The organism is Streptomyces flavalbus (assembly GCF_042674625.1).
GTDB classification, from domain to species: domain Bacteria; phylum Actinomycetota; class Actinomycetes; order Streptomycetales; family Streptomycetaceae; genus Streptomyces; species Streptomyces flavalbus.
The window spans coordinates 2,587,259-2,602,004 of sequence record NZ_JBHTEB010000001.1 but is presented as its reverse complement, the minus strand read 5'-3'; the positions used below and the strand labels follow the sequence as shown (position 1 = coordinate 2,602,004).

Annotated in this window: 10 protein-coding genes; 6 read left to right on the top strand and 4 right to left on the bottom strand. The window is 72.7% G+C overall.

Features of this window, described 5'->3' with window-relative positions; translation table 11 throughout:
* Nucleotides 1-198 precede the first annotated feature (198 nt).
* Nucleotides 199-729: a hypothetical protein gene (locus ACFQZ6_RS11620; protein WP_381607356.1), complete on the top strand. Its 531-nt coding sequence runs from the start codon at nucleotides 199-201 to the stop codon at nucleotides 727-729.
* A 14-nt stretch (nucleotides 730-743) separates the two neighbouring features.
* On the opposite strand, the gene ACFQZ6_RS11615 is transcribed toward ACFQZ6_RS11620, so the two are convergent.
* Together ACFQZ6_RS11615 and ACFQZ6_RS11610 are read right to left on the bottom strand one after the other, a co-directional pair.
* The gene (locus ACFQZ6_RS11615) at nucleotides 744-1,628 is read right to left on the bottom strand and encodes a fructosamine kinase family protein (RefSeq protein WP_381607354.1); all 885 of its coding nucleotides are present in this window, start codon (nucleotides 1,626-1,628) and stop codon (nucleotides 744-746) included.
* 88 nt (nucleotides 1,629-1,716) lie between these two features.
* The gene (locus ACFQZ6_RS11610) at nucleotides 1,717-3,843 is read right to left on the bottom strand and encodes a molybdopterin oxidoreductase family protein (RefSeq protein WP_381607352.1); all 2,127 of its coding nucleotides are present in this window, start codon (nucleotides 3,841-3,843) and stop codon (nucleotides 1,717-1,719) included.
* Between the two features lie 265 nt (nucleotides 3,844-4,108).
* Between ACFQZ6_RS11610 and ACFQZ6_RS11605 the strand changes: the two genes are divergently transcribed.
* From ACFQZ6_RS11605 to ACFQZ6_RS11585, 5 genes are all read left to right on the top strand, one after another.
* The gene (locus ACFQZ6_RS11605; protein ID WP_381607350.1) at nucleotides 4,109-4,873 is read left to right on the top strand and encodes a sirohydrochlorin chelatase; all 765 of its coding nucleotides are present in this window, start codon (nucleotides 4,109-4,111) and stop codon (nucleotides 4,871-4,873) included.
* Between the two features lie 90 nt (nucleotides 4,874-4,963).
* Nucleotides 4,964-6,238 (top strand): deoxyguanosinetriphosphate triphosphohydrolase, encoded by a 1,275-nt coding sequence (locus ACFQZ6_RS11600; RefSeq protein ID WP_381607348.1) that lies wholly within the window; start codon nucleotides 4,964-4,966, stop codon nucleotides 6,236-6,238.
* A gap of 146 nt (nucleotides 6,239-6,384) precedes the next feature.
* On the top strand, nucleotides 6,385-7,650 hold the full coding sequence (locus ACFQZ6_RS11595) for an NAD(P)/FAD-dependent oxidoreductase (protein ID WP_381607346.1): 1,266 nt from the start codon (nucleotides 6,385-6,387) through the stop codon (nucleotides 7,648-7,650).
* Between the two features lie 29 nt (nucleotides 7,651-7,679).
* Nucleotides 7,680-9,581, top strand: a complete 1,902-nt coding sequence (dnaG, locus tag ACFQZ6_RS11590) for a DNA primase (RefSeq protein WP_381607344.1) — start codon at nucleotides 7,680-7,682, stop codon at nucleotides 9,579-9,581.
* Between the two features lie 130 nt (nucleotides 9,582-9,711).
* A complete protein-coding gene (locus ACFQZ6_RS11585) occupies nucleotides 9,712-10,989 on the top strand; it encodes an RNA polymerase sigma factor (RefSeq protein WP_381607342.1) in 1,278 nt (425 codons plus the stop codon).
* Nucleotides 10,990-11,040: 51 nt separating this feature from the next.
* Here ACFQZ6_RS11585 and ACFQZ6_RS11580 read toward each other — a convergent pair whose 3' ends face one another.
* Both ACFQZ6_RS11580 and ACFQZ6_RS11575 read right to left on the bottom strand, forming a co-directional pair.
* The gene (locus ACFQZ6_RS11580) at nucleotides 11,041-12,969 is read right to left on the bottom strand and encodes an ABC transporter ATP-binding protein (protein WP_381607339.1); all 1,929 of its coding nucleotides are present in this window, start codon (nucleotides 12,967-12,969) and stop codon (nucleotides 11,041-11,043) included.
* The gene (locus tag ACFQZ6_RS11575; protein ID WP_381607337.1) at nucleotides 12,969-14,702 is read right to left on the bottom strand and encodes an ABC transporter ATP-binding protein; all 1,734 of its coding nucleotides are present in this window, start codon (nucleotides 14,700-14,702) and stop codon (nucleotides 12,969-12,971) included. The genes ACFQZ6_RS11580 and ACFQZ6_RS11575 overlap by 1 nt, the downstream gene beginning before the upstream one ends.
* Nucleotides 14,703-14,746 lie beyond the last annotated feature (44 nt).

The following is a 14,746-nucleotide window of genomic DNA, read 5'->3' as shown; positions in this document are numbered from 1 at the left end:
TTGCGATCACGGTTCGAGAAGCACTGACCTTGGTGGACACGGACAGGCGACTTCGTCCACGAAGTGAGGGCGGGGAGGGTGCACCCGAACGGCCCAGCAGTGATGGCCGGGGCGGCCGGGCGCTCCTAGCGTCGATGCGGTGGCCGACCCGTCTGGGACGGCCGCCGAAATCGGAAAGGCTCGCCCATGCGAACGCCCATGCGAACCCGTAGGCGCGTACGCGTCGCGCTCACCGCCGCCGTCACCGTGCTCGCGACCGCCGGACCGGCGGTCGGCGGCGCGCACGCCCAGCCGGGGGACCTCGACTGCCGGGACTTCGCCTTCCAGGAGGACGCGCAGGCGGAACTCGCCCGCGACCCCAGCGACCCGAACCGGCTGGACGAGGACCAGGGACCGGACGACGGAGTCGCCTGCGAGGTCCTGCCCCGCCGGGCCACGGCCCGTACGACCGTGCCGCCGACGACCAGCTCCACGGCGCGCCCGAAAGCCACCGCCACCGCCACCGCCACGCCCACCGCCACGGCGCCCCCGGCAGCGACCAGCCCCGCCGCCCCGGCGCCCGCCACCTCCGTCCCCACCCGCGGCGTGGAGGGCGGCCTCGGTGGCGGTTCCGGGCCGTCCCGGCTCGAACTGGCCCTCGGCGCGGGGCTGACCGTGAGCGCGGTCGCCCTGACGGTCGGGTACCTGGCGCTGCGGCGGCGTCGTACGGTCGCGGGTGGCCAGGGCTGACCGGCGAGGGTGCCTCAGGGCCGCGTCCGGAACGGGGCGAGCGTGGCGCGCACGAGGTCGGCGGCGCCCCAGTCGGGGTCGAACTGGGCGATCACGGCCAGGTGCTGGCGCAGTTGGAGTATCGGCATCCGCTCGCGCCAGCCGTCGTCGAGCCCGGTCAGCTCGGCGTACCGCTCGAAGAACACCCGCGCCTCGGGCGGCGGGGCCGTCGTCCACAGGTGGGCCAGGTCGACCTCGGCCCACGTGTACGACACGGCCGGGTCGATCAGCGCGGGCCGCCCGTCGGGGGTGGCCATGGCGTTCATCGCCCACAGGTCACCGTGCGTCAGACACGCGGGCCGGACCGGCAGCAGCTCGGGCAGCCGGTCGCACAGCCGCTCCAGCGCCGCCCGGTCCGCGGCGCCGAGCGCTTCCTGGACGCGGGGTTCGTCGAGCCAGCGCAGCAGCCGGTGCTCGGCGAAGAACGCGAACCCGTCGTCGTGCCAGGTGTTGACCTGCCGACGGCGGCCCAGCCAGTTGTCCCGGTGCCAGCCGAACCGGGGGTGCCGCGTGGTGGTGTGCAGCTGGGCGAGCGCGTGGGCGAACCGCTCCCAGTAGGCGCCGCTGCCGGGCCGGGGCCGCAGCACGGACAGCACGAGCAGGTCGCGGTCCGCGAGGATGACCTCGGGGGTGGCGACGCCGCCCGCCTCCCGCAGCACGGTGAGCCCCTCGGCCTCCGCGGCGAAGGCGTCGTCCGAGGGCGGCTCACCGAACGCCTTGACGAACACCGACGTGCCGTCACCACGACGCGCGAGCCCCGCCGTCGCGGCGAGGCCGCCCGTGGCGGGCTCGACCGTGACGACATCGGTCAGCCCGGCCGCGCGCAGGCGTGCGAGCAGGAAGGACGCCGCGTCCGTCACGGAGGTGCTCCTCTCTCCCGGCCAGCGGCCACCCACCGCATGACCTGATCAAGGACGCTACCCGCGACCGGTGTCCCCGGGACAGGCCCTAGCCCTCCACCGCCTCCACCCGCACCGCGCACGCCTTGAACTCCGGCATCCGGGACGTCGGGTCGAGCGCCGGGTTGGTGAGGGTGTTGGCGCGGCCCTCGCCGGGCCAGTGGAACGGCATGAACACCGTGTCGGGCCGGATGCCGGTGGTGATGCGGGCGGGTGCCACCGCCCGCCCGCGCCGGGACACCACGGCCACCGGATCGCCCTCCGCCGCGCCCAGCCGGGCCGCGAGCCGCGGGTGCAGCTCGACGAACGGGCCCGGCGCGGCGGCGTTCAGCTCGTCGACGCGGCGGGTCTGGGCGCCGGACTGGTACTGCGACACCACCCGCCCGGTCGTCAGCAGCACCGGGTACTCGTCGTCCGGCTCCTCCGCGATCGGCCGGTGCGAGACGGGCGCGAACCGGGCCCGGCCGTCCTCCGTGGCGAACCGGTCGAGGAAGAGCCGCGGCGTCCCCGGATGGACGGCGCCACCGGCACCGTCACCGTCCCCGCTCCCGGCATCCGGCGCCGGGCACGGCCAGAACACCCCGTTCTCCTCCGCGAGCCTGCGGTAGGTGATCCCGGAGTAGTCCGCGACCCCGCCCGCGCTCGCCCGGCGCAGCTCCTCGAAGACCTCCTCGGCGTCGGTCGGGAACCGCTTCTCCGGGTTGCCCTCGCCGCCCAGCCGGGCGGCCAGCTCGTGCATGACCTCCAGGTCGCTGCGCACCCCGTCGGGCGGGGTGAGCGCGCGGCGGCGCAGCAGCACCCGCCCCTCCAGGTTGGTCATGGTGCCGGTCTCCTCCGCCCACTGGGTGACCGGCAGGACGACGTCGGCGAGGGCCGCCGTCTCCGACAGCACCACGTCGCAGACGGCGAGGAAGTCCAGCGACCTGATCCGCTCCTCCACGTGCGCGGCGCGCGGCGCCGACACCACCGGGTTGGACGCCATCAGCAGCAGCGCGCGGACGTCGGTGCCGAGCGCGTCCAGCAACTCGTAGGCGCTGCGGCCCGGGCCCGGCAGGCTGTCCGGGTCGACGCCCCACACCTCGGCGACGTGCCGCCGCGCCGCCGGGTCGGTCAGCTTGCGGTAGCCGGGCAACTGGTCGGCCTTCTGGCCGTGCTCGCGCCCGCCCTGCCCGTTGCCCTGCCCGGTCAGACAGCCGTACCCGGACAGCGGGCGCCCCGCCCGCCCCGTCGCCAGCGCCAGGTTGATCCACGCGCCGACGGTGTCCGTCCCCTTGGCCTGCTGCTCGGGCCCGCGGGCGGTGAGCACCATCGCCGCCTCCGGCTCGCAGAACAGCCGTACCGCCTCCCGCAGTTCGGGCACGGAGACGCCGGTGATCCGCTCCACGTACTCCGGCCAGTGCGCCATCGCCGCCGCGCGGGCCTCCTCCCAGCCCACGGTCCGCTCGCGGACGTACTCCTCGTCCACGCGCCCCTCGGCGACGACCAGGTGCAGCAGCCCGAGCGCCAGCGCGAGGTCGGTGCCGGGCCGGGGCGCGAGGTGCAGGTCGGCCTGCTCGGCGGTCTTGGTGCGCCGGGGGTCGATGACGACGAGGGTGCCGCCGTTCTCCTTCAGCTCGGTGAGGTAGCGCAGCGCGGGCGGCATCGTCTCGGCGAGGTTGGAGCCGACGAGGACGACGCAGCCGGTCCTCGGGATGTCCTCCAGCGGGAACGGCAGCCCGCGGTCCACGCCGAACGCCTTGATCCCGGCCGCGGCGGCGGACGACATGCAGAACCGGCCGTTGTAGTCGATCTGCGAGGTGCCCAGCACGATCCGCGCGAACTTGCCCAGCGCGTACGCCTTCTCGTTGGTCAGCCCACCGCCGCCGAACACCCCGAGCGCGTCCGCGCCGTGCGCGTCCCGCACGGACCCCAGCCCCTCGGCGATCCGGTCCAGCGCCTCGTCCCAGCTCGCGGGCACCAGGTCACCGTCGCGCCGGACCAGCGGCGACGTCAGCCGCACCCGCGACGACAGCACCGCGGGCGCCGTGCGCCCCTTGCCGCACAGCGCGCCCCGGTTCACCGGGAAGTCCGCCCGCTCGGTCACCTCGGCCGTCCCGTCGGGGGCGGGCGTCAGATTCATGCCGCACTGCAGGGCGCAGTACGGGCAGTGCGTGGGCGTCGCGGAGGTCTGCTGCATACCGCCCAGCGTGCGTCGACCGTGTTACGTGCCGCGGCGGCTCCCTGTTACACGGCCGGGACGGCGACCTCCCCGCCCGCCGACGGCCACCGTGAGGAGCGACCTCACACCCGCGCGTCCCCCCGCGGTGAACCCGCGGAAAAGACCCGTGACCCCCACGCAACGGCTCGGCAACCTCCCCCCGACACCATCGGTTCACGACGACGTCGGTTCCCGTGCACGGCGGGTACGACGGCCCCACCTCGACAGTTCGGCGGCGCACCCCATGAACCTGAACCCGAGCACGTACCGGAACGCCAGCCACCACCGCACCCGGCCCGCGCTGGTCCTGGTCGCCCACGGCAGCCGCGACCCGCGCGCCCTGGAGACGGTCACCGCGCTCGCCGACCGCGTCCGCGCGCTGCGCCCCGGCCTGCCGGTGCGCCTCGGCCACATCGAGCTGAACGCGCCCCTGCTGCCCGACACCCTCGCCGCCCTCGGTGACGGCGCGGAGGCGGTCCTGGTGCCGCTGCTGCTCAGCCGCGGCTACCACGTCAAGCAGGACATTCCCGAGATGGCCGCCGCGTCCGGCGTCCGCACCCGCCTGGCCGCCCCGCTCGGCCCGCACCCCCTGCTCGTGGAGACCCTGGTCACCCGGCTGACCGAGGCGGGCTGGACCCGCGGGGACGCCGTGGTCCTGGCGGCGGCGGGCTCCCGCGACCCGGAGGCCGCGGTCGACACCGGCCACACGGCCGACCTCCTCTCCGCCCGCCTGGGCGGCGTCCCCGTCGTCCCCGCCTACGCCTCCGCCGCCAAGCCCACGGTCCCGGAGGCGGTCGCCGCCCTGCGCGCACGGGGCCACCGCAGGGTGGCCATAGCGTCGTACTTCACGGCCCCCGGCCGCTTCGCCACGGAATCCGCCCAGGCGTCCCCCACCCTGGCGGCGGCCCCCTTGGGCCCCCACCCGGCCATGGCCCACCTGATCCTCCACCGCTACGACGAGGCGAGGAAGACAGCACCTCTGAAGCGGACGCTCGCCGCGCTTACCTAGGGGCGCGGGGAACTGCGCGAGTACCCCCCACGACCCGCAGTCGCCCCACAACAGATCCCACCCACCCCGTCCTGCGCATACTGTCAACCCATGGAAGGCAACACACCCCCCACCGCATACGACCCGGCGTCAGCCGCCCGCTGGGCCCCCGAACCAGACAAACGCCCCGGCCGCACCGCCTTCCAGAGAGACCGCGCCCGCATCCTCCACTCCGCCGCCCTGCGCCGCCTCGCGGGCAAGACCCAGGTCGTCACCCCCGGCACCACCAGCCAGGCCTGGGACCCCAGCCCCCGCACCCGCCTCACCCACTCCCTGGAGTGCGCCCAGGTGGGCCGCGAACTAGGCGCCGCCCTCGGCTGCGACCCCGACCTGGTGGAGGCCGCCTGCCTCGCCCACGACCTCGGCCACCCGCCCTTCGGCCACAACGGCGAACAGGCGCTCAACGAGTTCGCGGAGGACTGCGGCGGCTTCGAGGGCAACGCCCAGTCCCTCAGGCTCCTCACCCGCATCGAACCGAAACGGTTCACCCCCGACGGCTCCGTCGGCCTCAACCTCACCCGCGCCACCCTCGACGCCGCCACCAAGTACCCCTGGCCACGCGGCGCCCACCCCACCGACCCGGCGTCGCGCAAGTTCGGCGTGTACGAGGACGACCGCCCGGTGTTCGACTGGGTCCGCGAGGGCGCCCCCGGCACCCGCACCTGCTTCGAGGCGCAGGTCATGGACTGGTCGGACGACGTGGCGTACTCGGTGCACGACGTCGAGGACGGCCTGCACGCCGGGCACCTCGACCCCAACCTGCTGCACGCCGACCCCGAACGCCGGGCCGTCTTCGAGGTGGCCGTGGGCCGGTACGTGCCCGCCGACACCGATCCGGCCGAACTCGCCGCCGCCCTGGACCGCCTCACCGACCAGGAGTGGTGGCCGCACGGCTACGACGGCTCCGCGGTCGCGCAGGCCCGCCTCAAGGACGCCACCAGCCAGCTCATCGGCCGGTTCTGCCTGGCCGCGGAGGGCGCCACCCGGGCGGCGTACGGCAGCGGGCGCCTCACCCGGTACGGCGCCGAACTCGTCGTACCCCGTGAGACCCGGATGGAGTGCGCGGTGCTGAAGGCCGTCGCGGACCGGTACGTCATGCAGCGCGCCGAGCAGGCCCGGCTCCGCGCCGACCAGCGGATCGTCGTACTCGAACTGGCGGAGCGGCTCACCGCCCGCGCCCCGGACGGTCTTGACCCGCAGTTCCGGGCCCTGTTCGACGCGGCGCCGGACGACAGGGCCCGCAAGCGGGTGATCGTCGACCAGATCGCGTCCCTGACGGACGTGTCCGCGCGGTCGCTTCACGCGAGGCTGACCGGGCACCTGTGACACTGAAGGGGCATGTGCGCGACGGAAGGTGACCAGCGTGGCGCGGCCCACATCCGGCCGGGCCGGTCGGGACTCACACCCTCTTCCCCCAACACGCCGCGTGCGGGAGGCTCGCATGTGGCGGCACCCTTACGAGGAGGCATCAAGTGGTCGACGCGGACCAGACATTCGTCATCGTCGGAGGCGGCCTGGCGGGCGCCAAGGCGGCCGAGACGCTGCGGGCGGAGGGCTTCACCGGCCGCGTGATACTGATCTGCGACGAACGCGACCACCCCTACGAGCGCCCGCCGCTGTCCAAGGGCTACCTCCTCGGCAAGGAGGAGCGCGACAGCGTCTTCGTGCACGAGCCCACCTGGTACGCCCACCACGACGTCGAACTCCACCTCGGCCAGACGGTCGACGCGATCGACCGCACCGCGAAGACGGTCCGCTTCGGTGAGGACGGCACCGTCGTCCGCTACGACAAGCTCCTCCTCGCCACCGGCGCCGAGCCGCGCCGCCTGGACATCCCCGGCACCGACCTGGCGGGCGTCCACCACCTGCGCCGCCTCGCCCACGCCGAGCGCCTCAAGGGCGTCCTCGCCGCGCTCGGCCGGGACAACGGCCACCTCGTGATCGCGGGCGCGGGCTGGATCGGCCTGGAGGTCGCGGCGGCGGCCCGGGAGTACGGCGCCGAGGTCACCGTCGTGGAGCCGTCGCCGACGCCGCTGCACGGCGTGCTCGGGCCCGAGCTGGGGCAGCTCTTCGCCGAACTGCACACCGAGCACGGCGTCCGGTTCCGCTTCGGGACGCGGCTCACCGAGATCGTCGGGCAGGACGGCATGGTCCTCGCCGCCCGCACCGACGACGGCGAGGAGCAGCCCGCGCACGACGTCCTCGCCGCGATCGGCGCCGCCCCGCGCACCGCCCTCGCGGAGGCGGCGGGCCTGGAGCTGGCCGACCGGGCGCACGGCGGCGGCGTCGTCGTGGACGAGCGGCTGCGCACCTCCGACCCGGACATCCACGCCGCCGGTGACGTCGCCGCGTTCCCGCACGCCCTGTTCGGCACCCGGCTGCGGGTGGAGCACTGGGCCAACGCCCTCAACGGCGGCCCGGCGGCGGCGCGGGCGATGCTGGGCAAGGAGGTCGTGTACGACCGGGTGCCCTACTTCTTCTCCGACCAGTACGACCTGGGGATGGAGTACTCCGGCTGGGCGCCCCCGGGGTCGTACGACGAGGTGGTGATCCGCGGGGACGCCGGGAAGCGGGAGTTCATCGCGTTCTGGGTGAAGGACCACAGGGTGCTGGCCGGGATGAACGTGAACGTGTGGGACGTCACAGACCCCATCCAGGCGCTCATCCGCGGCCAGGCCCAGGTCAGCACGGAGGCGCTGGCTGACCCGCACGTCCCGCTCGACAGTCTGGTCCCGTGACTGTCCGACCGTCACCGTAGAATTCACGCGTGGCAGGACGGATCAACGACGAGGACGTGAAGGCGGTCAGGGACGCGGTCCCGATCGACGCCGTCGTCTCGGAGTACCTCCAGCTACGCAACGCGGGCGGCGGCAACCTGAAGGGGCTGTGCCCGTTCCACGACGAGAAGTCGCCGTCCTTCCAGGTCAGCCCGAGCAAGGGACTCTTCCACTGCTTCGGCTGCCAGGAGGGCGGCGACACCATCACGTTCGTGATGAAGATCGACCACCTCACCTTCTCGGAGGCGGTCGAGCGGCTCGCCGGTCAGGCGGGCATCACCCTGCGCTACGAGGAGGGCGGCTACAACCCCGCCCACCAGCGCGGCGAACGCATCCGCCTGGTCGAGGCCCACAAGATCGCCGCCGAGTGGTACGCGGAGCAGCTCGCGACGTCGGCCGAGGCCGACACCGGCCGGATCTTCCTGGCCGAGCGCGGCTTCGACCAGGCCGCCGCCGTCCACTTCGGCGTCGGCTACAGCCCGCAGGGCTGGGACCACCTCACCCGCTACCTGCGCGGCAAGGGCTTCACCGACAAGGAGCTGATCCTCTCCGGCCTCGCCCAGGAGGGCCGCCGCGGCCCCATCGACCGCTTCCGTGGACGGCTGATGTGGCCCATCCGCGACATCGGCGGCGACGTCGTCGGCTTCGGCGCCCGCAAGCTGTACGAGGCGGACACCGGCCCGAAGTACCTCAACACCCCCGACACGGCGATCTACCGGAAGTCCCAGGTCCTGTACGGCATCGACCTGGCGAAGAAGGAGATCGCGAAGTCGTCCCGCGCGGTCGTCGTCGAGGGCTACACGGACGTCATGGCCTGCCACCTCGCCGGGGTGACCACCGCGATCGCGACCTGCGGCACGGCCTTCGGCGGCGACCACATCAAGATCCTCCGCCGCCTCCTCATGGACAACGGCTCGGCCCGCGTCATCTTCACCTTCGACGGCGACGCGGCGGGCCAGAAGGCCGCCCTGCGCGCCTTCGAGGACGACCAGAAGTTCGCCGCCGAGACGTACATCGCCATCGCCCCCGACGGCATGGACCCCTGCGACCTGCGCCTGGCGAAGGGCGACGAGGCGGTCGCGGACCTGGTCGAACCCCGCACCCCGCTCTTCGAGTTCGCGCTCCGCCAGATCGTCTCCCGCTACGACCTCGACACCCCCGCCGGTCGCGCCGCCGCCCTCGACGAGGCCGCCCCGGTCGTCGCCCGCATCAAGAACAGCGGCGCCCAGCACGAGGTCGCCGTCGAACTGGCCGGGATGCTCGGCATCCTCGACACCCAGTTCGTGGTCAAGCGCGTCGCCCAACTCGCCCGCTGGGCCCGCGACCGCGGCGGCCGGGGCCCGGCCCCCACCCGCGCCCCCCAGCAGCCGTCGTACGAGTCGGCCCCCCGCCCCGCGACCTCCGGCCCGGCCCTCACCCTCCGCAACCCCGTCTACGCCACCGAACGCGAACTTCTGAAACTCGCCCTCCAGCGCCCCGAACTGGTCTCCCCGGCCTTCGACGCCTACGGCGTCGACGAGTTCACCGCCGCCCCCTACGCCGCCGTACGCCAGGCCATCCTCGACGCGGGCGGCGCGGAGTACGGCGTCCAGGACCCCCAGCAGTACCTGGTCCGGGTCCGCGAGGCGGCCCCCGACGACACCGTCCGCGCCATGGTCACCGAACTCGCCGTCGAGGCGATCATGCGCCGCACGGTCGACGAGACCTACGCGGGCGAGCAACTCGTCGCCGTCCGCCGCCGCGCCGTCGCCCGCCGCCTCACCGACCTCCAGAGCACCCTGACCCGCCTCGCCCACACGGACCCGGCCCAGTCGGCGGCCCTCCAGAACGAGATGATGGTCCTGACCCGATACGACCGCGCCCTCCAGGACCAGGGCCCCTCCGCGCTCTAGCGCCGAGCCCACGCGGCACCGGCGTTTTCCCCGCCCGTCGCCCCGGTCACCAGCGGGTCACGTTCCGGACGCAAAAAGTCACCGCACGCCCCTCGTGGCGGGGATGTGTCTTACCCCACACTGGGTTCCGGTGCCTGAGTCCTCGGAGCGCGGCCGATCCGTCCCCCACGGGTCCCACACCCCCGCGGTTCCGCTCAACGCGTACGGGACGGACAGCGGCAAGGCCGCCGACTCCGCCCCCCAAGCAGCGCTGCCGCACGCCTCAGCAGCGATCACCCTGGAGGTCGCCCCCGTGCAGACCCAGACCCTCATCCAGACCGACGTGACCACGGACGGCGCCGAGCCGGACGCGGAGCCCGGTGTGCTCCTCGCCGTCCCGACGCAGAACCGCGTCGCCCTCCACCCGGAGACGGACCCGGACACGGCGACGGAGGCAGAGCCGGAGCCGAGGCCCGAGACCGAACCGGTGGCCGTGCCCACCCGCCTGGACACCGGTGGCCCCTCGTCCGACCTGTTCCGCCAGTACCTGCGCGAGATCGGCCGCATCCCGCTGCTCAGCGCCGCCGAGGAGGTCGAGCTGGCGCGCCGCGTGGAGGCCGGGCTGTTCGCTGAGGAGAAGCTGGGCAACACCCCCCACCTGGACGACCAGCTCGCCCTCGACCTGGACAGACTCGTCGTCATGGGCCGGATGGCCAAACGCCGCCTGATCGAGGCGAACCTGCGGCTGGTCGTCTCCGTCGCCAAACGGTACGTCGGCCGCGGCCTGACCATGCTGGACCTGGTCCAGGAGGGCAACCTCGGCCTCATCCGCGCCGTGGAGAAGTTCGACTACGCCCGCGGCTACAAGTTCTCCACGTACGCCACCTGGTGGATCCGCCAGGCCATGTCCCGCGCCCTCGCGGACCAGGTCCGCACCATCCGCGTCCCCGTGCACGTCGTCGAACTCATCAACCGCGTCGTCCGCGTCCAGCGCCGGATGCTCCAGGAACGCGGCTACGAACCCACCCCGGCGGAGGTCGCCGCCCACCTCGACCTGCCCCCGGAACGGGTCAGCGAGGTGCTGCGGCTCGCGCAGGAACCGGTGTCCCTGCACGCCCCCGTGGGCGAGGAGGACGACGTGGCCCTCGGTGACCTCATCGAGGACGGCGACGCCGCGAGCCCCGTCGAGTCAGCCGCGTTCCTCCTCCTCAAGGAGCACCTGGAGGCGGTCCTCTCCACCCTCGGCGAACGAGAACGCAAGGTCGTCCAACTCCGCTACGGCCTCGCCGACGGCCGCCCCCGCACGCTGGAGGAGATAGGCCGTATCTTCGGCGTCACCCGCGAACGCATCCGCCAGATCGAGTCCAAGACCCTCAACAAACTGAGGGACCACGCCTTCGCGGACCAGTTGCGCGGCTACTTGGACTGAGTCAGCGGGTGCCGCTGCGTGCTCAGCGGCACCCCGACACCGGGCAACCCCTCAGTCCACCTCGGCCACAGCGGAGGCGAACTGGGCCTGATAGAGCCGCGCGTACGCGCCCCCGGAAGCGAGCAGCACCTCATGCGCGCCCTGCTCCACGATCGCCCCGTTCTCCATCACCAGGATCGTGTCCGCGTCCCGGATCGTCGACAACCGGTGCGCGATCACGAACGACGTCCGCCCGTGCGCCAGCTTCGCCATCGCCTTCTGGATCAGCACCTCCGTCCGCGTGTCCACGGAGGACGTCGCCTCGTCAAGGACCAGGATCACCGGATCGGACAGGAACGCCCGGGCGATCGTGATGAGCTGCTTCTCACCCGCGCTGACCCCGCTCCCCTCGTCGTCGATCACCGTGTCGTACCCGTCCGGCAGCGTCCGGATGAACCGGTCCGCGTGCGCCGCCCGCGCCGCCTCCTCGATCTCCCCGCGGGTGACCTTCCCGGACGCCCCGTACGCGATGTTCTCCGCGATCGTGCCGCCGAACAGCCAGGTGTCCTGGAGGACCATGCCGATCCCGGCCCGCAGCTCGTCCCGGGACATGCCCGCGATGTCGACCCCGTCGAGCGTGATCCGCCCGCCGGACACCTCGTAGAACCGCATGAGCAGGTTGACCAGCGTCGTCTTGCCCGCGCCGGTCGGGCCGACGATGGCGACGGTCTGCCCGGGTTCCACGGTCAGCGTCAGGTCCTCGATGAGCGGCTTCTCGGGGTCGTACCGGAACGACACGTGCTCCAGCGCGACCCGCCCCCGCAGCTCCTTGGGCCGTGCGCCCGCCACCGGGTCCGCGGACTGCTCCTCCGCGTCGAGGAGTTCGAAGACCCGCTCGGCGGAGGCGACCCCGGACTGCACCAGGTTGGCCATGGACGCGACCTGCGTCAGCGGCATGGAGAACTGCCGGGAGTACTGGATGAACGCCTGCACGTCACCGATGGACAGCGCCCCGGACGCCACCCGCAGCCCGCCCACGACCGCGACCAGCACGTAGTTGATGTTCGAGACGAACATCATCAGCGGCTGCATCATCCCGCTGTTGAACTGCGCCCGGAACCCGGCCTCGTACAGCTCCTCGTTGTGCTCGGCGAACTGCTGCGCGGACTCCTCCTGCCGCCCGAACACCTTCACCAGGGTGTGCCCGGTGTACATCTCCTCGATGTGCGCGTTGAGCTTGCCGGTGGTCCGCCACTGCGCGACGAAGTGCGGCTGCGAGCGCTTGCCGACACGCGTCGCGATCACGAACGACAGCGGCACGGTCACCAGCGCCACGAGAGCCAGGATCCAGGAGAGCCAGAACATCATCGCGAGCACGCCGATGATGGTCAGCACGCTGTTGATGAGCTGCCCCATCGACTGCTGGAGCGTCTGCCCGATGTTGTCGATGTCGTTGGTGGCGCGGGACAGCACCTCACCGCGCTGCCGCTTGTCGAAGTACGACAGCGGAAGCCGCGACAGCTTCGCCTGTACGTCCTCCCGCAGCCGGAACATGGTCCGGTTGACGGCCCGGTTCACCAGCCGCGTCGCGACGGCCATCAGCAGCCCGGCGCCGACGAACACGGCGAGCGCGAGCAGCAGCACGTCACCGACCGCGCCGAAGTCGATGCCCTCGCCGGGGGTGAAGTCGGTGGAGCGCAGCATGTCGGCGATCTCACCGTCGCCGCGCTCCCGCATGGCGTCCAGGACCTCCGCCTTGGACTCCCCGGTGGGGAACTGCCGTCCGACGATCCCGGCGAAGACGAGGTCGGTCGCCCGCCCCAGGATCTTCGGCCCGACGACCGACAGGCCGACGCTGACCAGCACGCACAGCACCAGCACGGCGACGGTGACCCGCTCGGGCCGGAACTGGGCGACGAGCCGCTTGCCCGAGCCCTTGAAGTCCATCGAACGGCTGTCGGGGCCGCCCCCGGCCATCATGCGCCCCATGGGCCCGGCCATCAGGCTGCCTCCGCTTCCGTCAGCTGGGAGAGCACGATCTCCCGGTAGGTCTCGTTGTCCGCCATCAGCTCGTGGTGGCGCCCGGTGCCGACCACCCGTCCCTCGTCGAGCACGACGATCCGGTCCGCGTCCCTGATGGTCGCGACCCGCTGGGCGACGATGACGACGGTCGCCTCCGCCGTCTCCCGGGCCAGCGCCGCCCGCAGCGCGGCGTCGGTGGCGTAGTCGAGGGCGGAGAAGGAGTCGTCGAAGAGGTAGATCTCCGGCCGCTGCACGAGCGTGCGGGCGATCGCGAGCCGCTGCCGCTGACCGCCGGAGACGTTGGTGCCGCCCTGCGCGATGGGGGAGTCGAGCCCGCCTTCGAGGCGCTCCACGAACTCCCTGGCCTGCGCCACCTCCAGCGCGTGCCACAGCTCCTCGTCGGTGGCGTCGGGGTTTCCGTACCGCAGGTTCGTGGCGACGGTCCCCGCGAACAGGTACGGCTTCTGCGGGACGAGCCCGACGGTCCGCGCGAGCACGTCCTGCCGGAGGGTGCGGACGTCGACCCCGTCCACGAAGACATCGCCCTCGGTGGCGTCGAAGAGCCGGGGCACCAGCCCCAGCAGGGTGGACTTGCCGCTGCCGGTGGAGCCGATGACGGCGGTCGTCTCCCCGGGCCGGGCGACCAGGTCGACCGCCTTCAGCACCGGCTCCTCGGCACCCGGGTAGCGGAAGCCCGCGCCGCGCAGCTCCAGGTGCCCGTGCCGCCGCAGCTCGGTGACCGGCGCGATCGGCGGGACGACGCTGGACTCGGTGTCCAGCACCTCCTGGACGCGCTCGGCGCACACCTCCGCGCGCGGCACCATCATGAACATGAAGGTGGCCATCATCACGGACATCACGATCTGCATCAGATAGGCGAGGAACGCGGTCAGGTCGCCGATCTGCATCCCGCCGCTGTCGATCCGGTGCGCGCCGAACCAAACCACGGCGACGGACGACAGGTTCACCACCGTCATCACGATGGGGAACATCAGCGCCAGCAGGTTGCCGGTGCCCAGCGCCATGTCGGTCAGGTCGGTGTTGGCCTTGCGGAAGCGGTGCTGCTCGTACTCGTCGCGGACGAAGGCGCGGATCACGCGGTTGCCGCTGATCTGCTCGCGCAGCACCCGGTTCACGGTGTCCAGGCGCTCCTGCATGGCCCGGAACAGCGGTCGCAGCGCCCGCACGATCAGCGTCACGCAGATGCCGAGCACCGGCACGACCGCGACGAGCACCCCGGACAGCGGCACGTCGAGGCCGAGCGCCAGGACGATGCCGCCCACGCACATGATGGGCGCCGACACCATCAGCGTGAACGTCATCAGCGCCAGCATCTGGACCTGCTGGACGTCGTTCGTCGTACGGGTGATCAGCGACGGCGCCCCGAAGTGACCGACCTCGCGCGCCGAGAACGACTGCACCCGGTCGAAGACGTCGCCCCGCACGTCCCGCCCGAGCGCCGACGCGGTGCGGGCGCCGTAGTACACGGCCCCGACGTTGGTGACGACCTGCGCCAGCGAGATGCCGATCATCAGGGCGCCGTAGCTGAGGATGTAGCCGGTGTCGCCCCGCACGACACCGTTGTCGATGATGTCGGCGTTGAGGGTGGGCAGGTACAGGGTGGCGCAGGTCTGGAGGAACTGCAGGAGCACCAGCAGGGCGATGGGTTTTCGGTAGGGCCTGAGATAGGTCCGCAGAAGTCGTATGAGCACGCTGCTTCTCTTCGGGGTCGACGACGGGGCGGCGGGGCGGTTGG

Excerpts from the sequence above, each read along its gene's own strand:
- ACFQZ6_RS11610 (WP_381607352.1), bottom strand. The coding sequence starts at position 3,843 with ATGCAGCAGACCTCCGCGACGCCCACGCACTGCCCGTACTGCGCCCTG.
- ACFQZ6_RS11620 (WP_381607356.1), top strand. The coding sequence starts at position 199 with ATGCGAACCCGTAGGCGCGTACGCGTCGCGCTCACCGCCGCCGTCACC.
- ACFQZ6_RS11600 (WP_381607348.1), top strand. The coding sequence starts at position 4,964 with ATGGAAGGCAACACACCCCCCACCGCATACGACCCGGCGTCAGCCGCC.
- ACFQZ6_RS11605 (WP_381607350.1), top strand. The coding sequence starts at position 4,109 with ATGAACCTGAACCCGAGCACGTACCGGAACGCCAGCCACCACCGCACC.
- ACFQZ6_RS11580 (WP_381607339.1), bottom strand. The coding sequence starts at position 12,969 with ATGGCCGGGCCCATGGGGCGCATGATGGCCGGGGGCGGCCCCGACAGC.